This is a genomic window from Niabella agricola (assembly GCF_021538615.1).
Classification (GTDB): Bacteria; Bacteroidota; Bacteroidia; order Chitinophagales; family Chitinophagaceae; genus Niabella; species Niabella agricola.
In genome coordinates this window covers 822971-843056 of sequence record NZ_JAJHIZ010000002.1, presented here as the reverse complement: position 1 = coordinate 843056, position 20086 = coordinate 822971, and the positions used below count along the sequence as shown (strand labels likewise).

The window sequence follows — 20086 nt, the reverse complement described above, 5'->3', positions numbered from 1 at the left end:
CAACGGATCCGCAAAGATCGCAACGAGAATTATTGGGGTCGGTTATCTTCGCGAACCTTGCGAAAACCTTGTGCTCCTCGCGGTTTTAATTGAACCGCAAAGTACGCAACGGATCCGCAAAGATTGCAGCGAGGATTATTGGGGTCAGTTATCTTCGCGAACCTTGCGAAAACCTTGCGCCCCTCGCGGTTTTAATTGAACCGCAAAGTACGCAACGGATCCGCAAAGATTGCAGCGAGGATTATTGGGGTCAGTTATCTTCGCAAACGTTGCGAAAAGCCTTGCGCCCCTGGCGGTTTAAACTGAACCGCGAGCACCAATGCATCCAACGACTGCAATGGAACAAATCCTGCGTTTGTTTGTGTTTATTTCATCAATGCTTCATCAACGCCTCCGTCAAAAAATTATATACCATCAGATGCTCCGGGTATTCTTTCAAAAGTTCCTGATGTTTATGAATCGTATCCAGGTCTTTTCGCGCAGCAGGCCCTGTTTGCATTTGCGAAGGCGATTCCTGTTCCAGCCGTTCCACCGTATTACGGATCAACGGTAGCAATTCGCTAAAAGCAATCCCTTCTTTTTTGCAAAACGACTCCGCCAGGTCAAACAGGTAATTGGTAAAATTACTGGCAAACACGGCTGCCACATGCAACCGCGACCGCCTGTCGAGGTCAGCCGGGTATACCGGGTTGTTGGTAATGGAGGCCGCCAACTGATCCAATACCTTTTTTGTTTCCGCATTTGAAGCCTCCGTATACATGGTCAGCTCCGGAAGATGATCCTGCTGTTTGCGCAGGCTTTGCAAGGGGTAAAAAACACCATAATTAACGGAAACATCCTTTAATACTTCCATGGGTACGGCAGCAGCTGTATGTGCCACAATTTTGCCCTTCAGCCGCAGGTCCGCTGCAATTGTTGCAATGGCGGAATCTGTAACTGCAACGAGGTACACATCTGCCGTTTTTACAATAAGGCTGGTATAGTTGGTCGATTCTGTATTCCATTCGTAGGCAAGTTCCGAGGCAGCCGCCGCATTGCGTCCGTAGATCTGCTGGATCACATGTCCTGCTTTTAGCAATTTTCGTCCAAGTACCGCTGCTACATTTCCCGACCCGATCATAACAATATTCATAATCTAAATACCTTTGTGTTCGTTGATGAAACAAAGTATGACCTCCCGGATACATCCTGGAGTAGTTTCAAACCCGGTTCCATCCGACAATAAAAGATCCACCAGCGGTGGAAAATAAAAATTCTACGGATGAAATTACAAAATTTTATAAAGGAGCTTTACAAAACACGCATCCGCCTGCTGGCGCTGGTGTCTAAAAAGCGGGCCGGAAACAATGCCTTCCGGCTTTTCTGCACCCCGCTGGGTAAGGCAGGTTATGCGCTGAGCCCGTTGCTGCAATCCGCAGAGCAGCTTTCGCTTTTTTACCGGCAGCAGCATCTTAAAGGGTACCGCTGGAATAAAGGCGGTACACGCAAACTCCTTATTGCGCATGGTTTCCGGTCGCATGTGCAGCGGTTCGAACACCTGGTTCCCCTGCTGATTGAAAAAGGATATGAAATTACCGCTTTCGATGCTCCTGCTCATGGACGTAGCGGGGGCAAACAGATCAATGCTGTTGATTATATGCAACTGGTTACCGGGCTAACGGAACAATATGGTCCTTTCGACAGTTATATCGGTCACTCCTTTGGCGGGCTGGCGGTAGCACTGGCCGTTTCGGAACAGCCCCGCAATGCCTCCGTAAAAATGGTATTATTTGCCCCGGCCGCTGATACTACCGGCCTTGCAGCGACTTTTTTACAGCAAATGGCGATTACCGACCCGGAAATCCGGCAGCACTTCTTTAATAATGTATCCCGGCTTAGTGGCAAGGACCTCAGCTGGTTTACCATCAAAAGATGCCTGCCGCAGCTTAACAGTACTGTTCTCTGGATCCACGACAAAGACGACCGGATCACTCCGGTGGCGGAGGCCTATGAAATACAGGAGCTGGCTCCTCCACAGATCCGTTTTATTTTTACGGAAGGACTGGGACATAGCAAGATTTACCGCGATCCTGTTGTTCTTGAAAAAGTGGCTGGGTTTCTTTAACAGCCCAACCCAAACAATCGTTTGTGTCACATTTTGATGGGCTGCTACAGCCTGCTTTTAAAGGCATCACAGAATTATAATATATGGTATAAATCCATGAAACGCAGCGTCTGAAATGTCAAAACAGGAACCGCTTCCGGGGAAAAATTAAGCGGATTTAAAAAAAATATTCTAATCTTGTCCAAAATTTGGTAATAAAAAGCGTTGTTCAGAAAAGCATATGGCGAAGAATTTACTGATCGTGGAGAGCCCGGCAAAGGCAAAGACCATTGAGAAATTTTTAGGCAAAGACTTCCAGGTCAAGAGCAGTTTCGGGCACATCCGTGATCTTGAGAAAGCGGGTATGGGTATCGATATTGAAAAGCAGTTTCACCCCCGCTATGTGGTTTCGGAGGGGAAGGAAAAGGTGGTACGCGATCTTAAAAACCTGGCCTCTAAAAGTGAAGAAGTATGGTTGGCAACGGATGAGGACCGTGAGGGTGAAGCCATCAGCTGGCATTTATGCGAGGTTTTGGGATTGGATCCTAAAACCACCAAACGGATCGTTTTCAATGAAATTACCAAACCGGCCATCCAGCAGGCAGTAGCCGCACCCCGCCATGTAGACATGAACCTCGTAGATGCGCAGCAGGCCCGCCGGGTGCTGGACCGCATCGTTGGGTTTGAGCTGAGCCCGGTGCTGTGGCGGAAAATAAGCGTGAAGAACAACCTGAGCGCGGGAAGGGTGCAAAGTGTGGCCGTACGGCTGATTGCGGAAAGGGAACGGGAGATCAACGCATTTGAACCACAGAGCAGCTTTAAAATAGTGGCGGTGTTTACAGCAACCGATATCACCGGAAAAAAGATCTCCTTTAAAGCTGAAGGAGCAAAATTCAATAACGCTGCGGACGCTGAAAGCTTCTTACAATCCTGCCTGCATGCAGACTATACTGTAAAAGACATACAGGTAAAACCGGGTAAACGCAGTCCCGCTCCCCCGTTCACCACCTCCACCCTGCAACAGGAAGCCAGCCGGAAATTTGGCTACAGCGTAAGCCGTACCATGCAGATCGCGCAGCAACTCTACGAAAACGGGCATATTACCTATATGCGTACCGACAGTGTAAACCTGAGCAATACGGCGCTGGGAGACCTTACCAATACCATCAAAAGTATGTACGGGGAGCAATACCACCAGTTCCGCCGCTTTAAGAATAAAAACGAGAGCGCACAGGAAGCGCACGAAGCCATCCGCCCCACCTACATGAGCAATACCACGGTGGAACATGCAGACTGGAAACGGCTTTATGATCTGATCTGGAAGCGGACCATGGCCAGCCAGATGGCTGATGCACAGCTGGAAAAAACCACCGCCAAAATAGAGATCTCCACCAATAAAGAATACCTGTCGGCAACCGGGGAGGTTGTAAAATTTGACGGCTTCCTGAAGCTTTACCGGGAAGACCGGGATGATGAAGATATCCAGGAAGATGAAGCCCAGGAAGGCATGCTGCCGCCCTTAACCATCGGGCAACAGCTTCCGCTGGTGGAAATGACCGGTACCGAGCGGTTTACCCGCCCTTCTCCCCGCTATACAGAGGCTTCCCTTGTAAAAAAACTGGAAGAACTGGGCATCGGACGCCCTTCTACCTACGCGCCTACCATTTCAACCATCCTGAAACGGGAATATGTTGAAAAGCGCGATAAGGAGGGTCTGGAGCGGAAATTCCGGATCATTACACTAAAAGACAACCAGCTTTCCAAAAAAGAAAATACCGAGATCACCGGGGCCGAAAAAGCCAAATTATTTCCAACAGACCTGGGGCTGGTAGTAACTGATTTCCTGAAGCAATACTTTGAGAATATCATGGATTATGGCTTTACCGCCAGGATCGAAGAAGAATTTGATGAGATTGCCAACGGTAAATTATCCTGGAATAAACTCATCGACGAGTTTTATCACCCCTTTAAAGAAGGGGTCGACAATACCATTGAAAACGCCGAACGCATAAAAGGAGAACGGGAACTGGGTACGGAGCCGGGAACCGGTAAGCCGGTTATTGCCCGGATGGGCCGTTTTGGTCCCATGATTCAGATTGGCAATGTGGACGATGAAGAAAAACCACGGTTTGCTACCTTGCGGAAGGGACAAAGCATTGAAACCATCACGTTCGAGGAAGCCATGGATCTGTTCAAGCTTCCGGTAACGCTCGGCACGTATGAAGATAAAGAGGTGGCCGTAAACGTAGGCCGTTTTGGACCTTACGTGAAATGGGGTGAAGACTTCATCTCCATTCCCCGTACGGAAGATCCGCTGTCTGTTGATATGGAACGCGCAATCGCGTTGATCAACGAAAAGCAGGTAGCCGACGCCCCCATCGCCCATTTTGAGGGCAAACCCGTAACAAAGGGCAAGGGCCGCTTCGGTCCTTATATTAAATGGAATGATCTTTTCATTAATGTACCCCGCCGCTATGATTTTGACAACCTTTCCCAGGGAGATATTGATGAGCTCATTAAAGCTAAACTGGAGAAGGAATCCAACCGGTACATTCAGCAGTGGCCCGAGGAAAAGATCGCGCTGGAGAACGGGCGCTGGGGCGCTTTTATCCGTTTTGGTAAAAAAATGGTGAAGCTGGGAAGAAAAGAAGACGGTACCAAATACACTCCGGAAGAAGTAGCACAGCTGGACATTGAAACGGTTAAAAAAATGATCGAGGCCGAACTTCCCGGCGCATTTAGTAAACCGGCGAAGAAAACCGCAGCAAAAAAAGCACCGGCAAAAAAGAAAGCAGCAGCTAAAAAAGCTTCAAAGAGATAAGCGCCGGGCATTAACCCATGCGCAGTCTGCCTGCATGCAGGCAGACTGGCGAACCACTCCGGAGATTCTCAGGGACAACCCCGTGCTTTCACTTTTTGTTCTACTGGTTTATCGGTATATTTTGAAGAGAATCCCGGCCAAACAAAATATTTTTTTATTTTGCCCCTATGCGAACGCTGTTGTTGGTCATCGGATGTTTTACGGGGATGCTGATTTCGGGGCAACCCATGCTGAACCATACCAGCTACCCGGATAGTTTGCTGCAATTGCTGCAAAACGCAAAAAATGACAGCACAAAGGCCCGCCTCAACTATTTTCTTTCCGATTACTGGAGTTATACAGATACGGCCAGGGCTGCTTTTTATTTAAGAGAAGGAAAAAAGGCCGCAAAGAACCACCCCTATTTGCAGGCGCTTTTTGTTTTTTATGAAGCGCTGTTCCTGCACGATTTTCAGCTGGAGCTGGCCGCAAAAAAATACAAAGAGGCAGAAAAGCTCCTGGAGAAACTCCCGTACAAAGAGGCGCTGGTTTACAGAGCAAGGGCCTGGCGGAACTATGGCACGTTGCAGCAGCAAAAAGATAATGAGCAGGAAATGATTGCCGTAATCCTGGATCATGCCATTCCTCTGGTCCGGAAAGCAAACGATCTGGAGCGTGAAGGCAGTTATTACTGCGACGTAGGCCTGGTGTATATGAACCAGCTGCTGCACTCAAAAGCCGAAACGTTTTTTGAAAAAGGCATAAGCCTGCTGAAGAAAACAAAGCCACGGCTGGAAACGATGATCGTAGCATTGGATAACCGGGCAAAAAACTTTTGCTATATGGACAGCATGCAATATGCCCGGCCCCTGCTTAATGAAATGGGCACGCTCCTAAAGCCCTATCCCGAATCCGAATACAATATCGACTACACACTAACCCAAAGCGTTTATTACCGGAAAACAGGCAACCTGCAGGCGGCATTGAAAAGCCTTCAAACCGGTATTCTGCTTGCGCAAAAGCTAAAGCAACAACGCCAGGAAAATGACCTGCGGTTTCAGTTGTACAAAGTTTATACAGCCCAGGGAAACTACCGGCTGGCACTGGGAGCCTTGCAAACGGTTATAAAAAACAAACAATCCGGTTTCATGGAAGATGAGGTAATGCATGCCTTTGAAATGTCTGAAACCTATGCACGCCTTAACGATGTTCCCAGTGCCTATACCTGGCTGAAAAAATACAGTGTCCTGCGCGATACTATGTACATGCGGAACCTGAAGGCGGAGATCGCTGCTGTGGAAACAAAATTCAATACCGCAGAAAAGGAAAAAGCAATCGCATTGCTTCAGGCAGAAAATAAAGAAGCGGCACTTAAAGCAAGAAACTCCCGGTTACGCACATCGATTCTTGTTATCATCTGCCTTGCAATTCTGATCATCCTGATTTTTGTAACCATTACTTATAAAACCTCCAAAACGCTTGCAGCCCAGCGGGAGCTCAACTACCAGCAACAACTAAAGGAGATGGAGCAGCAGCGCCAGATTTTAACCACTGAAGCCATGCTGGAGGGCGAAGAACGCGAAAGAAGGCGTGTGGCGCGGGATCTTCACGATGGACTGGGCGGAATGCTGGCCGGTATCAAACTCAAGTTATCCAGTCATGCAAGCAGCCAGAGGTATCAGCATCGGAACGAGCAGCCAGAGTTATCCACGATTATCAACCAGCTGGATCAATCGGTTACGGAACTCCGGCGCATTGCGCGGAATATGATGCCCGAAAGCCTGATCCGGTTTGGCTTGCAAACGGCGTTAAAGGATCTTTGTGAATCGCTGATGACCAGCGAAACGCATATCAGTTTTGCGGCATTTGACATCGACGAACGGATGGAGTTATCGATCCAGGTGGTCATCTACCGTATTATCCAGGAGGCACTGGCCAATGCCATCCGTCATTCAAAAGCAAAGAACATCATGGTACAGTGCAGTCAGAATAAAAATCGTTTTTATATTACCGTTGAAGACGACGGTATCGGCTTCAGCAACCTTAGAAAAGACCAGAAAGGCATCGGGTTGATTAATATTGAAAACCGGGTGAAATACCTCAATGGCAAAATCGATGTTATATCGATCGCTAACGAGGGCACCACATTAAATATGGAACTACATGTTGCAGCATAATTCCGCTCCAGTTATTGCGATCGTAGATGATCATCCTATTGTGATTGAAGGACTGAAAAACCTGCTCACCTCCGAAACGGAGTTTGAGATTGTAAGTTTTACAACAGGAAATGACTTCCTGAATTATCTTAAAACAAACGAGGCCGATGTCGTACTGCTGGATGTGGTATTGCCGGATATAAATGGGCTGGAGCTTTGCAGGGAACTCCGAAAAAAGTATCCGGAAATAACCGTGCTGGCCATCAGTAACCAGGCCGAACGCAGCATCATTGTACAGATGCTTCAGAACGGAGCCAGCGGCTATCTGCTTAAAAATGCTTCGGCCGATGAGCTATTGGATGGTATTGAAAAAGGGCTGAGAGGAGAAGAAGCACTAAGCCATGAAGTAAAAGCGATCCTGTCGCGCCCCGCCACCAACGACTGGAACGGTATCCCCACACTTACGAAACGGGAAAAAGAAATCCTCCGCCTCATCTCGGAAGGACTTTCCAGCACCGACATTGCCGATAAACTGTTCCTCAGCCAGCTGACTGTAGAAACCCACCGCCGGAACATCATACAAAAATTTCAGACAACCAATATGTTCTCCGTGATCAAACTGGCGATCGAACATAAGATCATATAAGCGAGCGCCGCGAAGCCGCAAAGAATGGTATAGCCGTTCCTTCGTTGGGTCGTTATATAAAATAACCCACATTGTCCCGGCCCGATCATCAATCCCAGCTTCGGTTGCAGCCAGCGCTAAAAACCCAACCGTAATAAGCAAAGAGGTTCTGATAAAAGCGCCATCTTCTTATAGCGCCTTTGTGGCGTTAACCTCGTATGTCATCATCCCCCAGCATCGTTTGCCGGATCCCTTCTTGATAAGAAGTGGGCTCAAGTCCGAATGTTTTTATAAATTTTGAACTGTCGAAATAATAATCCTGGCTGTTCTGGTATTGCATTTCGCGGAGTTCTCTTATCGTACGGGAAAACAACCCGCCCAAAGCCATCAGCAGTGGCGACAAGACGAAATAGCGGGGCGGCACCTGCAACTGGGCAGCAGCCAGTTCAATCATCTGTTTACCGGTAAGCCGTTCCTGCGACGTAGGCAGGTGCCATACTTGACCGTAAGCAGCTTCAGTATTACCCAACAGCGCCGTGGCCTTTGCTGCATCCGGAGTATAGGTTAATGAATGTATTTTATGTACATTGGTTTGCCAGTTGGCCCTGCGTCCTTTTTTAAGATTGTTCAGCACCAGCAGGTTCAATATACCGTTCCGGGCACCTGGACCGTAAAAATCGGCACTGCGGGCAATAAGATAGCGCAATCCTCTTGTTTCGGCAGCCGCCAGCATCCGGATTAACTGAGCCCGCACCTGGCCCTTTCGCGAGGGCGGATCGATAGGACTGTCTTCTTTCATATGGGGAATGGCCGTTCGGGCATAAGCATACACATTATCAAAAAAAACCAGTTTGCAATGATGCTGTATGCAGGCCTCGATCACATGGCGCATAATCACCGGCCATTGCTGCTCCCAAATGACTGCATGGTAGGGCAATCCAACAGTGAGATACGCTACCTCGCTGCCTGCTACGGCTTTTTGAACAAGATCTGCATCCAGCAGGTTTGCAGTCACCAGCTCATCTGTTTCATTCACCTTCTCCGGATGCCGTCCCACCAGTCGTACCCGGTCTGTATACGGCCGCAGGGCGCCTGCAAGAAACTTCCCGATATCGCCGCCGGCACCTAAAATTGTTTGCATGATTGTTTATTTTATACCTGCAAACCTAGCCCGGGTGCTCCATTTAAACGATGACCTGTGTTAAGATTTTTGAAGGGTCATCATGCGTTTGCGGATGCGGCTCAGGCTTTCGGGCGCGATACCCAGGTATTGCGCAATATAGCGTTGCGGTATCCGCTGAAATAAAAGGGGCTTCTCATGCAGTAGTTCACTGAACTGTTTTTCCGGTGATAATGACAATAAGGATTTGGTACGGCGGATGTTTTCGGCAGCTACATTTTCCACGATGATCCTGAAAAATTCGGAGACCGCAGGCGAATGATGCAGGGCCGTAACCAGGTCTTTGCAGGTGATCACCAAACAGGTGGTAGACTCCAGCGCAACAATGCTGGAAGCCGACCGCGATTTCCGGGAAAAACTTTCGAGATCCGTAAGAAACGCATGTTCCAATGCAAAATTGCAGGTACGCTCCTGCCCTTCTTCATTCAAAAAGTACTGGCGGATGGCGCCGTTCAGGATAAAAAAAACTTCATTAGCCACCTGCCCTTCCTCAAGCAACAACGTGCCCCGCTTGTATTTTTTCTCGGTGAAAAGTGACAGGAAATATTCAGCCTCCGCGTCCGGGAAGGATGTAAACCCCCGTACTGTGGCAATCAGTGGATGCAACATGCTATAAAGATAAACAATAAAGCCTCCGGCAGATTTGCCGGAGGCTTAAATTTATATCGGGGCATCTGCCTTATGCGTTCGCCCGCTCAAACTGCTTCATAAAATCTACCAATTTTTGTACGGTTTCCAGCGAAGTAGCATTGTAAATGCTCGCCCGCATGCCACCGGTGGTCCGGTGTCCTTTCAGGTTCACAAAACCACTGGCCGCAGCCTCTTTTAAAAACTGGTCATCCAGTGTATGGTCCTTCGTAATAAAGGGAACGTTCATAATGGAACGGTCTTCGGCCACTGCAGTACCGCTAAACAGTTCCGAATTATCCAGGAATTCGTATAATACACGAGCCTTTTCAATATTGATCTGCGCAATCGCATCCACGCCGCCCAGGTCTTTCAGCCATTCGTATACCAGCTTACATATATAAATGCCATAAGTGGGTGGAGTGTTGAACATTGAACCATTGTCCGCGTGATTTTTATAGTTCATCATGGCGGGTGTAAACTCCATCGCGTTCCCCAAAAGATCCTCGCGTACCACCACCACGCAAACACCGGCGGCACCCATGTTTTTCTGGGCACCGGCATAGATCAGACCGAATTTCCGCACATCATAGTATTTAGACAGGATATCGGAAGACATATCTGCCACCAGCGTTACATCGCCGGTATCCGGCAGCGTATTATAGCGCGTACCATAAATGGTATTGTTGGTGGTAATATGAAAATAATCCGCATCCGGCGTGAAGGTGGCCGGGTCCAGCTTGGGGATATAATTAAAGGTTTTATCTTTTGAGCTGGCCACAACATTTACTGTTCCGTAACGGGATGCTTCTTTAATGGCTTTATCAGACCACACGCCGGTATTGACATAATCGGCTTTTTTATTCCGGTTCATCAGGTTGAGGGGAACCATGGCAAACTGGCTGGATGCGCCCCCCTGGAGAAACAACACCTTGTAGTTGTCGGGCACCTGCATCAGTTCACGGAACAATTGTTCTGCCGATTCAATAATAGCCATATAATCTTTCGATCGGTGACTCATTTCCATCACCGACATACCGGTATTGTTGTAGTTTAATAACTCTTTTTGTGCTCTTAATAACACCGCTTCCGGTAATGCACAGGGCCCGGCCGAAAAATTGTAGACTCTTTCCATTCTGAAAACTGTTTTTTAATAATTGAGGTGCAAAATTACTAAGAACCAGGCACCCCTTTAAACGCTTTAATTAAATTCTAATAAGAACCGGATCTGTTGATTTTTTTTCAACAAACACCGTTGTTTCCCGGTATATCTGCGCCGTCAGCAGGAACAACCGGTTTTAAAAACCCCATTCACCGCAATAACCTTTGAGATATCAAGTGTAGTGCCATTATCCAGCACCAGGTACGAGGCATCCTCCTTTTGAACGATCTCCCGGACCATTCCTTCCGCCCGCTCCCAGCCACCGATATCGGACAAGAGCGAAACCTTCTGCTGGTGTTCGAAGTGCGATTTCAGCAACTCCAGGAAGCTGTCTGCAGTATCCAGCGTACATTTATAATCCATAGCATTCCTTTATCCCCAAAGATAATCATTTCCGAACGTATTCATACCCAATGGGTTTTGCCGTCTGAATATTATTTATTCACACACATACGATTTCGGGGCATTCCAGCGTTTTATGTATATTCAGAACATATTAGGATTACCGCTAAACTACTTCGCACATGGATATAAACAGAATGCAGGACAAAATTATCGCAGAGTTTGAACACCTGGCCGCTGCGGTTAATAAATTCTCTTATTTCCGGCATTTAAAGCAGGTTTCCAAAGGCACGGGATCGATGGATGCCACAGATAAGAATGACCAGAACCTGGTAGCCGGCTGCCGTAAGAAAGTATGGGTAACCGCCTATAAGGAAGATGGCCGGATCTATTTTAAGGCCGACAGCGATCACAGTATCACGCGCGGCCTGGTAAACCTGCTTATGAAGGTTTATTCCGGGCATACCGTTTCTGCGATCACAAATGCCGACCTGTATTTTCTGCATGAGATCAAATTATTCAATTACCTTTCAGCTTCCTGGCTGCGGGATTTCCTCTCTGTAATACAGCGCATCAAATCACTGGCCATCGTGCAGCACCTGGAAGCGGCTCCTCAAAAATAGTTCCTGCTAAAAATAAGTAAAGCAACGTTTACTTGCCGGCCCTTGCCGAAAGTGATTTCTTTCTTCTACTTTTGCATTGTCTATTCCTGATTGAATAGATTATATTTCTAAAGGCATCCATGCAACACAGCACCCTTCGTTTTAGTAACCGCGTAGAAGACTACGTAAAATACCGTCCGCATTATCCTGCCGCCATTTGTTCCCTGCTGGAGCAGGAGGGCCTGCTAAAACCGGATCTGCCCGTTGCAGATATCGGTTCGGGTACCGGTATTTCCGCTGAACTATTTTTGAAAAAAGGCTATACCGTATGGGGCATTGAACCCAACCGCGAAATGCGGCAGAAAAGCGAGGTACTGCTTCAATCGTACCCGGGCTTTAAGGCAATCGACGGTACCGCAGAATCCACTAACGTTCCTGACAAAAGCGTAGGGCTGATTGTTGCCGGACAAGCGTTTCATTGGTTTAACCGGGAGCATTGCCGCCCCGAATTTGAGCGGATCCTGAAAACTGGTGGCGGTGTAGCGCTGATCTGGAATGAACGGCTTACTGCAACGCCCTTTGAAAAGGAATATGAAGACCTTATTGTAAGGCATAGCAACCAATACCAGAAGGTAGACCACCGGAACATTGATGATGCCGTAATTGAAGCATTCTTTGCGCCGGGAACAGTAACCTTATCCATCTTCAACAACGAGCAGGTCTTTACCTATGAAGGCCTGGAGGGCCGCCTGCTTTCCTCCTCTTATATGCCGGTAAAAGATGGTGCCGGGTATACTGAAATGGTTGCCGATCTTAAAGCACTGTTTGATCAGTACGAAACCGGCAACCAGGTCGTTATTCATTATGCCACCAAGGTTTACTGGGGCCGGCTTACCTAAACCGTATGTCCCATGGCCGGATCTGTGATTCCCTCTTTTTTCGTTTCCACACGGCCGGCATACCGTTTCTCAAAACGATTATTCCCCTTGATCTTTATGCTGAAGTCATACCAGCCACCGCTTTTTGCAAGGTTGAGCACCAGGTTCTGACTGCCATTGACGGCCTTGCTGATCGTATTGTTTTTATAAGCATTATCAACGATATCGATGGTCACCGGTACGGCACTGCCGAACTGTAACAGCACATTACCCGTAGGCTGCGCCCCGTTCATCTCGTACATACACTGTACCTTCAATGCAGGGTCCTGGCTATTGCCCCTAAATTCCCGGAAAAAACCGTTAGGACCATGCAGCCGGAGATGATAAAGCCCATCCGCAAAGGCCTTAACCGGCCATTCATAATGAAGTGTGTCTCCTTTTTTTACTGCGAAGGACCAGTTGCGGCAAACATCGGAGTTCCCTTTCTCATCTGTAAACGGCACCGGGGCATAAGCGGTAAACGGGGCGCCCTGTGCTTTTTGGCCAAACACCGTGGTTCCGGCCTTTAGGGAAACAAGCAAAGATGCCTTGTCTTCTGAAAGATTTCCATCCGCATACCATTCATACGGAATGGCCGGAGAGGGCCGGGTGCCCTGCTCCTGCCGGGGCATAAAAGATAATTCCTGCCCGCCTTTTTTCGCCTGCTTCAAATCCTGCTCCGACAACCGGTGAAAGCCGCCAGGATCCTTTTGAAACTGGGCATTGTAAATGGTTTCCACGAATGCGTCCCGTTTCAAAAACGGAAGTTTCCGTACGGGCTCCCCGTTAAAAGGACTGAATGCCGAAGTAAGATCACCGCTGATGGTGCGCCGCCATTCACTGATATTGTCGATGCGGATCTTTTTGTTGTATTTCTGGTTAAGAAAGGTTTCCAGGAATTGCAGGGTGGATGTATGTTCAAACAACTGGGAGCATACCTTACCGCCGCGGCTCCAGGGTGATGCAATGACCATGGGTACCCTGAACCCCAACCCAATGGGAGCCTCGCGTGCCTGTTTTTCGGGGATACCCTGTTTTAATTCATATTCCAGCCGCACCTGTTCCACCTCGGTGTCAATCCCCGCACTGCATTTCCCGGTGCCGGGTTTCTTATTGTCTGCAATAGAAAACGGCGGCACATGATCGTAATACCCGTCGTTTTCATCATAAGTAAGGATAAAGATGGTCTTTTTCCAAACCTCGGGATTCTTCGTAAGGATGTCCAGGATCTCCGAAACATACCAGGCTCCATACCAGGGAGCACTGGGATGATCCGAAAAATTCTGCGGTCCCGCCAGCCAGGATACGATGGGCAGCCGCCCTTCATCCACATCCTTCCGGAACTGGTACAGGATATCGCCGGAAGGAACCGTCATCAAACGTTCTGCGCCGTTTTCACGGTATTTGAGTTGGGAAACGGAGCGATAGCCGGCATCTTTTTTATTGTTGACAAAAGCACTATAAAAAAGTTCTTTTTGCTTTTCGGTCAGCTTTTCAAAATTGGTCCGGCTCCAGCGTTCCAACTCGGCCCTTGCATTGTCCAATGCCGCCTGCTTTTTGCTCAAAGCAGTTTTTATTTTTTTTGAAGCCGCTTCGCTGGAAGGGCTTTCCTCCTGCAGTTGGTTGATCTCTCCGGGCAGGGTATCCACCAGCTGTTTCAATCCTTCAACATACCGGGGGGTGTACTTTACATTGTAGGCTTTAAAAAATTCCAGCAGGTTGCAGCCAAAATTCGACAGCCATGCCCGCTCCTCCCCCGTATATCCGCCGCCACAGGAAATATCATTCTGGTAAAACTTCCAGTTAATATCATTTTCTGTAAGCAGTTCCGGAAAGGTTTTCCAGCTCATTTTTGCATGGGCAAAATTATCATTGCGGATATTGTCCCGCGGGTACCCGTCATCCGTATCCCGGATCTTTCCCGTCCAGAAAAAAGACCGGTTGGGTGTAGTACTGGTCATGGCCGAACAAAAATTCTGATCGCAAACGGTAAAGGCATCCGCCAGGGCATAGTTAAACGGCAGGTCTTCCCGGGTATAATAGCCCATGGTCAGCGGCATGGCGGCGTATTTTTTGTTCCCCGTTTTTTTCGCCGGCAGCCATTTATCATACTTCCCGTTATTAAATGCATCCACCTGGCTGTGGCGCGAATGAGGCAGTGCACCCAACCAGGTAGCATTGGTTTCCTTAATGTTCAAACGGAAAGGGCCATAGGACTCTCCCTTTTCATTGGTTTGGAACCAAACCGGTTTCTGATCCGGCAGGGTAATGGCCCGCGGATCATTAAAACCGCGTACCCCCTGTAGCGCCCCAAAGCAATGGTCAAAAGATCGGTTCTCCTGCATCAGGATCACGATATGTTCTGCATCCAGGAAGGTGCTGCCCGGTTTGGGGTCAATGGAAAGGGCTTTTAAAAGGCTATCGGGAACGGCGGCTCTAATACCTGCTGCACCCGACAGCAGCATGGATTTTTTCAGGAATGCACGTCTGTTATCCATTCAATCTTTTTTATAAATGAAGCAATTGTTTAAAAAAGGACCCGTCAAATATAATTTAGCGACCCCGGAGGCCTGGTTAAATGATTGTTAACCGGTTCTATTTTTCTTTTGACGGCTGGAAATTAAGAAAGTTTAACAGAAAGAAAGGAAAATAAAGAAAATAAAAAGCATTGAGAGGATTTACGCCGATCGGTTAGATTTCAGAGATCAGAGATCAGTTTTCAGATTTCAGCTGAGGCCGGCCAGGGATCGGAGAATTTAAAATGAAGCATGAAAAATATTAAATATAAAAGTAGAGATGCCGTTACTATCTCCCGAGGTTTCCCTCCGGTTTTGCTAATTGGAAACGGTGCCTGAAACAGCTTGCATCAGGCGGAGAATCGTGCTAAACTTTGAACTTTAAACATTCAACCGGAAGCGCATCAGGTACCAAACGGAACCAATCTGAAACATTAAACGTGAAACCTTAAACCTCCCCTATATTAACACATCTTCTGCAAAGAGATCTTCCCGGCGGGCATCGCGGTTCAGCGCATGGGAACGGATGCTTACGTTGATCTCAAAGCCAACCAGCAGGATCAGGGAATTGATGAAAATATACACCAGCACAATAAGCACGGTTCCAAGGGAACCATATAATTTATTAAAGTTTCCAAAGCTGCTCACCCACCAGGAAAATCCCAGGGCCAGTATGGTCATCAGTACTGCGGCCAGAACAGAACCGGGCGTGATCCAGGTCCATTTCTTATGCACCGAGGGAACGGCCCGGTAGATATAGGAAACAATTACCCAGAACAATCCGACAACCAGTACCCAACGCGTGCTGCTGATAAGGTTGATAAGCCATTGCTGCTCGATACCCAGCCATTCCAGTACATTACCCTGTGCAGCCAGCAATGCCATACAAAGTATAAACAGGAAATCGAGCACCAGTGTTACCTTTAATGCATTCCCTCTTTTCTGCAGGCCTTTTCGTTTAATAAAACCGGGCAGGTCTTTGTCAAAGGAACGCATCAATCCCATTATCGCGTTCGACGAAAAGAACAGGGAAAGCAGGATACCTGCCGATAACAGATCGGTACGCGGGCGGTGAATGATGTTAAAAATAAATTCAAGGATGGGCTCGTAATTTTTTGGCGCGGGAATTACCCCTTTAATCAATGTTTCGATTTGTTCCTCGATCTGGGTTTTAAAATCAAAATTGGTAGGAAACAGCCCGAGTATAACCGGTACCAGTGTAAATAAAAAGATCATTGTGGGTGGGATGGCCATAAAAAAATTATACGAAATGGCCGATGCGCGCTCAATGATATTGTCGTCTTTGATCTGCTTACGGAACCCCCGGAAGGTATCCAGTACCGAAACCCGTTCAAAGCCGGGGATGGCCGCCGTTTCACCCTTATGCCGCAACCAGCTGATCCTCCGGGAATCTTTAATCCGTTTAACGATATTTTTTACAGGACTCATGGCAGGGCGTTGATACTATCTCTTTTACGTATCTGCGCATCCAGCACCTGCTGATACATTTTTGCGTACTTCGTATGCTCTTCGTAGTTGCTGGTAAAAATATGGGAACCGTCGAAATTGCTGCTGGCTACAAAATACAGGTAATCTGTTTTCGGCGCATTCAGCACGGAATCAATGGTCGATTGCTGGGGGGTGCAGATAGGGCCGGGTGGCAGTCCTTTATTTTTATAGGTATTATAGGGCGACACCACGGCCAGATGACCAAAGAGAATGCGTTTGATCCCAAAATCCTTTAGCGCAAATTTTACCGTCGGGTCGGCCTGGAGGGGCATTCCCTTTGCTATGCGGTTCATATACGTGCTGGCGATTTTGGGCTTGTCTGCGGCCTTGTTGGTTTCCTCATCAATAATGGAAGCCAGGGTAATCACTTCCAGCTGGGAAAGCCCCTGTGCCGCTGCTTTTTTTGAACGTTCATCGGTCCAGAATTTTTTATAAGCTTCGAAGAACCGGTCGAAGATCGCCCGGGGCGTTGTGTTCCATTTTATTTCATAACGCAACGGCAATACTGTGGCCATCACCGTATTGCTGTCCAGCCCATATTCCGTCAGCGAATCCTTGCTGTTCAGGAACCCGATCGTTTGCAATGAATCGCACTCAAACAATTTCCCGATCCTCCCCGCCAGCGCTTCTTTTGTGCGGATTTTGTTGATCACCAGGTCTACCGGGGTTTGCCGGCCGTTTTTCAGCATCCGCACCAACGAAAGAATGCTGGTTCCCGCTCCCACCTTGTACTTACCGGGTTTTACTGTTTTATACCCCAATGCCTTTACCGCCATATTCAACCAGGTAGTGCTCCCAAGGAATTTTTCTTTTAACAACTGTACTTTTAGTTGTTCCAGGGTTGTGCCTGTTTTTACATATAAAAAACCTTTTTCTGTTTTGTGGGTAGCAGGCCCCAGGAATTTAAACAGTACAAAGGCCACCAGCAAAAGCAGCACGAGCAGGAGATACGGAACGTTCTTTTTCTTTTTTGCCATAGTTATACGTCAGATTTTTCGGTGGCCCTTCACCCCGCAAAAACAGGTAAAAGCCGCTCTGATTATTTTTTATAATGTATTTCGATGATTTCCCCGGTGGTATCCGTTATCCGGAAACGGTTATCGATCCGCAGTCCCACTATCCAAACAATCTTTTGTCCCATTTCCAGTACCCATACCTGCTCTTTTTGGGTGGCCGTAAGCTTAAGATCGATCAGGAAGCGGGCCACTTTCTTTTTTTTGTTCATGCCCAACGGGTAAAAATAATCACCCGTTTTCCAGGGCCGGAGTGTGAGGGGAAATGTCAACAGGCGGGCATCGATCCATGCGGTATCCGCCGCCACAGGAATAGCGCCTTCTTTTTTTCGCCGCCGGATCTTTAGTGTTCCTGCTTCAAAAAAATAATCGCCCGGCGCTTCCACAAGCACCCGGGAACCGGCCGCTGCGGCCAGCGGTGCAATAATTAGGTGTTTCCGGTCGCGGATCACCCGGTGCGTTGCTGATTTGATAAATTTCCCCGGATCCGATTCTGTAAGCGCCAAAACCTCCGGCAACTGCGCGGCGCTGAAACCATAATCGCTGATGATCTCAAACAGCACGGTGGCGGGTGCCGCTGTTTTCAGCAACAGCAACACGGGGATATACAATTCGCTCCCCTTCCGGCTTACCAGCTTTTTCCGGTATTGAGCGACGGACTGCTGGTATAATGCATACGCTTCCTGGAAACGATGGATATTGCCGATCAGGTTTTGCTCCACTTCCGGGTAAATACCCGCAACCTGTGGAAGCAGCCGGTTGCGGATAAAGTTGCGGGTATAATGGTCTTTTAAATTAGAAGCATCCTGTACAAAGGAAAGCGATTGCTCGTTCAGGTACTGCTCCAGTTCGGTTCTTTTGGCAAATAACAGCGGGCGTATCACTGCCCCGTTTTTTTCTTTAATGCCCGTAAGTCCGTTTATACCCGTGCCCCGGAAGAAACTCATCAACAGGGTTTCTATATCGTCATTGGCATGATGACCTGTCAGCACATAATCGTACAGCTCCCGTTTCCGGAGCTCTCCAAACCATTCATACCGCAGTGCCCGCGCTGCTTCCTGTACTGAGAGTTTGTTCTCTTCGGCAAAAACGCGGGTATTAAAACGGATGCTGTAAAACGGTACATTCCAGGTTTCGGCAAGCCGTTTTACAAACAGCTCGTCGGCGTCGCTATCGGCGCCTCTTAATTGAAAATTGCAATGGGCTATGCCCATATCAAAACCGGCCCGTTTACAAAGAGCACCCAATACCACCGAATCCACACCACCGCTTATGGCCAGCAGCAGGCGATCCTTTTTTGTAAAAAGATGCCGCTGGTAAATATGCGTTGTAAAACGGGTTAACAGATCCATTCTATATTTTTAAAATTCCAGGTATTCGCAGGCGGACTTCAGTTCATTATATGCATGCTGCTCTCCCAGCCTTTGTGCCACTTCCATTCCTTTTTTATAAACGGTTATTGCGCCGGCTTCATCCCCGCCGCGTTCCAGCAATTTGCCAAGATGATAATAGCTGCCTACATAATCCTCGTTCTTTTCCAGGAGGGTTTTAAAGAGCCGGCCCGCTTTCAGATCGTCTCCTGCTTTTACATATTCCAATGCCAGTGCATGATTCAGAAACGCGTCTCCGCTGTTTTCCTGCAACAATTCCTCCAATTTTTCAATCCGGCTCATTCTGAACATTTTTTTTTGACATCCATACAATATTACCTTACAACTGTTATCTTTGTTTGGTTACATAAACAGTTGCATAAACAACTTTCAAATATAAAAGTGATACCATAATGAAGATATTAGTTTGTATTAGTAAGACGCCTGATACCACGGCAAAAATAGCTTTCACAGATAATAATACGAAATTTGATGCGGCCGGGGTACAGTGGATCATTAATCCCAACGACGAATACTATGCGCTGGTGCGGGCTATCGAGCTAAAGGAAGCCGATCCTGCCACGATCATTCACCTGATCAATGTTGGCGGCGCCGACAGTGATGCCATCATCCGGAAAGCCCTGGCCCTGGGCGGTGATGAAGCCATCCGCGTAAACGCAGAAAACCTGGACAGCTTTGGTATTGCCACGCAGATTGCACAGGTGGCCAAAGAAAATAATTACGACCTGATCTTTTTAGGAAAGGAAACCATCGATTACAACGGCAGCGCGGTGGGTGGCATGGTAGCCGAGTTGCTGGACCTGCCTTATATTTCGCTGGCTACAAAATTTGAGCTGAACGGAACAACAGCCACCGTTACCCGGGAGATAGAAGGCGGCGAAGAAGTATGTGAAGTGTCACTGCCGGTAGTGGTCAGCTGCAACAAAGGAATGGCGGAGCAGCGGATCCCGAATATGCGGGGCATTATGGCCGCCCGTACCAAACCCCTTAAAGTGGTAGAACCTGCGGTATCGGATGCGCTTACAGAAGTAGCAGCATTTAGTCTTCCGCCCGCAAAGGCCGGCGTAAAGCTGGTGGATGCCGACAATGTACAGGAACTGGTACGGTTGTTACACGAAGAAGCGAAGGTAATTTAAAGCAGTTTCCGGTTTAACCAATTTTCA

At 48.0% G+C, this 20086-nt stretch carries 17 protein-coding genes; 7 read left to right on the top strand and 10 right to left on the bottom strand.

Features of this window, described 5'->3' with window-relative positions:
• Positions 1 to 373: 373 nt before the first annotated feature.
• The gene (locus LL912_RS03890) at positions 374 to 1132 is read right to left on the bottom strand and encodes a Rossmann-like and DUF2520 domain-containing protein (RefSeq protein ID WP_235552246.1); all 759 of its coding nucleotides are present in this window, start codon (positions 1130 to 1132) and stop codon (positions 374 to 376) included.
• Positions 1133 to 1261: 129 nt separating this feature from the next.
• Between LL912_RS03890 and LL912_RS03885 the strand changes: the two genes are divergently transcribed.
• From LL912_RS03885 to LL912_RS03870, 4 genes are all read left to right on the top strand, one after another.
• Positions 1262 to 2104 (top strand): alpha/beta hydrolase, encoded by an 843-nt coding sequence (locus LL912_RS03885; RefSeq protein WP_235552245.1) that lies wholly within the window; start codon positions 1262 to 1264, stop codon positions 2102 to 2104.
• 220 nt (positions 2105 to 2324) lie between these two features.
• Positions 2325 to 4904: a type I DNA topoisomerase gene (gene topA / locus LL912_RS03880; RefSeq protein WP_235552244.1), complete on the top strand. Its 2580-nt coding sequence runs from the start codon at positions 2325 to 2327 to the stop codon at positions 4902 to 4904.
• Between the two features lie 167 nt (positions 4905 to 5071).
• Complete coding sequence (locus LL912_RS03875) at positions 5072 to 7060, top strand: tetratricopeptide repeat-containing sensor histidine kinase (RefSeq protein WP_235552243.1); 1989 nt, start codon at positions 5072 to 5074, stop codon at positions 7058 to 7060.
• The gene (locus tag LL912_RS03870) at positions 7047 to 7685 is read left to right on the top strand and encodes a response regulator transcription factor (RefSeq protein WP_235552242.1); all 639 of its coding nucleotides are present in this window, start codon (positions 7047 to 7049) and stop codon (positions 7683 to 7685) included. Before LL912_RS03875 ends, LL912_RS03870 begins: the two co-directional genes overlap by 14 nt.
• A gap of 187 nt (positions 7686 to 7872) precedes the next feature.
• Here the strand turns inward: LL912_RS03870 and LL912_RS03865 are convergent, their stop codons facing one another.
• The 4 genes from LL912_RS03865 to LL912_RS03850 all read right to left on the bottom strand — a co-directional run bounded on the left by LL912_RS03865 (position 7873) and on the right by LL912_RS03850 (position 10996).
• The gene (locus LL912_RS03865; RefSeq protein ID WP_235552241.1) at positions 7873 to 8805 is read right to left on the bottom strand and encodes an NAD-dependent epimerase/dehydratase family protein; all 933 of its coding nucleotides are present in this window, start codon (positions 8803 to 8805) and stop codon (positions 7873 to 7875) included.
• Positions 8806 to 8865: 60 nt separating this feature from the next.
• Positions 8866 to 9453: a Crp/Fnr family transcriptional regulator gene (locus tag LL912_RS03860; protein ID WP_235552240.1), complete on the bottom strand. Its 588-nt coding sequence runs from the start codon at positions 9451 to 9453 to the stop codon at positions 8866 to 8868.
• A gap of 70 nt (positions 9454 to 9523) precedes the next feature.
• Positions 9524 to 10606 carry a 3-phosphoserine/phosphohydroxythreonine transaminase gene (gene serC / locus LL912_RS03855; RefSeq protein ID WP_235552239.1) on the bottom strand — a complete coding sequence of 361 codons (1083 nt, stop codon included), beginning with the start codon at positions 10604 to 10606 and terminating at the stop codon, positions 9524 to 9526.
• A gap of 144 nt (positions 10607 to 10750) precedes the next feature.
• The gene (locus LL912_RS03850; RefSeq protein ID WP_235552238.1) at positions 10751 to 10996 is read right to left on the bottom strand and encodes a hypothetical protein; all 246 of its coding nucleotides are present in this window, start codon (positions 10994 to 10996) and stop codon (positions 10751 to 10753) included.
• Between the two features lie 161 nt (positions 10997 to 11157).
• On the opposite strand from LL912_RS03850, the gene LL912_RS03845 reads away from it, so the two are divergent.
• Complete coding sequence (locus tag LL912_RS03845) at positions 11158 to 11598, top strand: SufE family protein (RefSeq protein ID WP_235552237.1); 441 nt, start codon at positions 11158 to 11160, stop codon at positions 11596 to 11598.
• Positions 11599 to 11717: 119 nt separating this feature from the next.
• Positions 11718 to 12476, top strand: a complete 759-nt coding sequence (locus LL912_RS03840; protein ID WP_235552236.1) for a class I SAM-dependent methyltransferase — start codon at positions 11718 to 11720, stop codon at positions 12474 to 12476.
• On the opposite strand, the gene LL912_RS03835 is transcribed toward LL912_RS03840, so the two are convergent.
• The 5 genes from LL912_RS03835 to LL912_RS03815 all read right to left on the bottom strand — a co-directional run bounded on the left by LL912_RS03835 (position 12473) and on the right by LL912_RS03815 (position 19205).
• Complete coding sequence (locus tag LL912_RS03835; RefSeq protein WP_235552235.1) at positions 12473 to 14992, bottom strand: phosphocholine-specific phospholipase C; 2520 nt, start codon at positions 14990 to 14992, stop codon at positions 12473 to 12475. The genes LL912_RS03840 and LL912_RS03835 overlap by 4 nt on opposite strands.
• A gap of 477 nt (positions 14993 to 15469) precedes the next feature.
• Positions 15470 to 16459, bottom strand: a complete 990-nt coding sequence (locus LL912_RS03830) for a YihY/virulence factor BrkB family protein (RefSeq protein WP_235552234.1) — start codon at positions 16457 to 16459, stop codon at positions 15470 to 15472.
• The gene (mltG, locus tag LL912_RS03825) at positions 16456 to 17496 is read right to left on the bottom strand and encodes an endolytic transglycosylase MltG (protein WP_235552233.1); all 1041 of its coding nucleotides are present in this window, start codon (positions 17494 to 17496) and stop codon (positions 16456 to 16458) included. The genes LL912_RS03830 and mltG overlap by 4 nt, the downstream gene beginning before the upstream one ends.
• A 62-nt stretch (positions 17497 to 17558) precedes the next feature.
• Positions 17559 to 18884 (bottom strand): tRNA lysidine(34) synthetase TilS, encoded by a 1326-nt coding sequence (gene tilS, locus LL912_RS03820; protein WP_235552232.1) that lies wholly within the window; start codon positions 18882 to 18884, stop codon positions 17559 to 17561.
• Between the two features lie 9 nt (positions 18885 to 18893).
• Positions 18894 to 19205: a tetratricopeptide repeat protein gene (locus LL912_RS03815; RefSeq protein WP_235552231.1), complete on the bottom strand. Its 312-nt coding sequence runs from the start codon at positions 19203 to 19205 to the stop codon at positions 18894 to 18896.
• Positions 19206 to 19315: 110 nt separating this feature from the next.
• Between LL912_RS03815 and LL912_RS03810 the strand changes: the two genes are divergently transcribed.
• Complete coding sequence (locus LL912_RS03810; RefSeq protein ID WP_235552230.1) at positions 19316 to 20059, top strand: electron transfer flavoprotein subunit beta/FixA family protein; 744 nt, start codon at positions 19316 to 19318, stop codon at positions 20057 to 20059.
• The last annotated feature ends 27 nt before the right edge of the window (positions 20060 to 20086 follow it).

Excerpts from the sequence above, each read along its gene's own strand:
- LL912_RS03875 (WP_235552243.1), top strand. The coding sequence starts at position 5,072 with ATGCGAACGCTGTTGTTGGTCATCGGATGTTTTACGGGGATGCTGATT.
- tilS (WP_235552232.1), bottom strand. The coding sequence starts at position 18,884 with ATGGATCTGTTAACCCGTTTTACAACGCATATTTACCAGCGGCATCTT.
- LL912_RS03830 (WP_235552234.1), bottom strand. The coding sequence starts at position 16,459 with ATGAGTCCTGTAAAAAATATCGTTAAACGGATTAAAGATTCCCGGAGG.
- LL912_RS03845 (WP_235552237.1), top strand. The coding sequence starts at position 11,158 with ATGGATATAAACAGAATGCAGGACAAAATTATCGCAGAGTTTGAACAC.
- serC (WP_235552239.1), bottom strand. The coding sequence starts at position 10,606 with ATGGAAAGAGTCTACAATTTTTCGGCCGGGCCCTGTGCATTACCGGAA.
- LL912_RS03890 (WP_235552246.1), bottom strand. The coding sequence starts at position 1,132 with ATGAATATTGTTATGATCGGGTCGGGAAATGTAGCAGCGGTACTTGGA.
- LL912_RS03835 (WP_235552235.1), bottom strand. The coding sequence starts at position 14,992 with ATGGATAACAGACGTGCATTCCTGAAAAAATCCATGCTGCTGTCGGGT.
- LL912_RS03870 (WP_235552242.1), top strand. The coding sequence starts at position 7,047 with ATGTTGCAGCATAATTCCGCTCCAGTTATTGCGATCGTAGATGATCAT.
- LL912_RS03865 (WP_235552241.1), bottom strand. The coding sequence starts at position 8,805 with ATGCAAACAATTTTAGGTGCCGGCGGCGATATCGGGAAGTTTCTTGCA.
- LL912_RS03850 (WP_235552238.1), bottom strand. The coding sequence starts at position 10,996 with ATGGATTATAAATGTACGCTGGATACTGCAGACAGCTTCCTGGAGTTG.
- LL912_RS03815 (WP_235552231.1), bottom strand. The coding sequence starts at position 19,205 with ATGAGCCGGATTGAAAAATTGGAGGAATTGTTGCAGGAAAACAGCGGA.
- mltG (WP_235552233.1), bottom strand. The coding sequence starts at position 17,496 with ATGGCAAAAAAGAAAAAGAACGTTCCGTATCTCCTGCTCGTGCTGCTT.
- LL912_RS03885 (WP_235552245.1), top strand. The coding sequence starts at position 1,262 with ATGAAATTACAAAATTTTATAAAGGAGCTTTACAAAACACGCATCCGC.
- LL912_RS03810 (WP_235552230.1), top strand. The coding sequence starts at position 19,316 with ATGAAGATATTAGTTTGTATTAGTAAGACGCCTGATACCACGGCAAAA.
- topA (WP_235552244.1), top strand. The coding sequence starts at position 2,325 with ATGGCGAAGAATTTACTGATCGTGGAGAGCCCGGCAAAGGCAAAGACC.
- LL912_RS03860 (WP_235552240.1), bottom strand. The coding sequence starts at position 9,453 with ATGTTGCATCCACTGATTGCCACAGTACGGGGGTTTACATCCTTCCCG.
- LL912_RS03840 (WP_235552236.1), top strand. The coding sequence starts at position 11,718 with ATGCAACACAGCACCCTTCGTTTTAGTAACCGCGTAGAAGACTACGTA.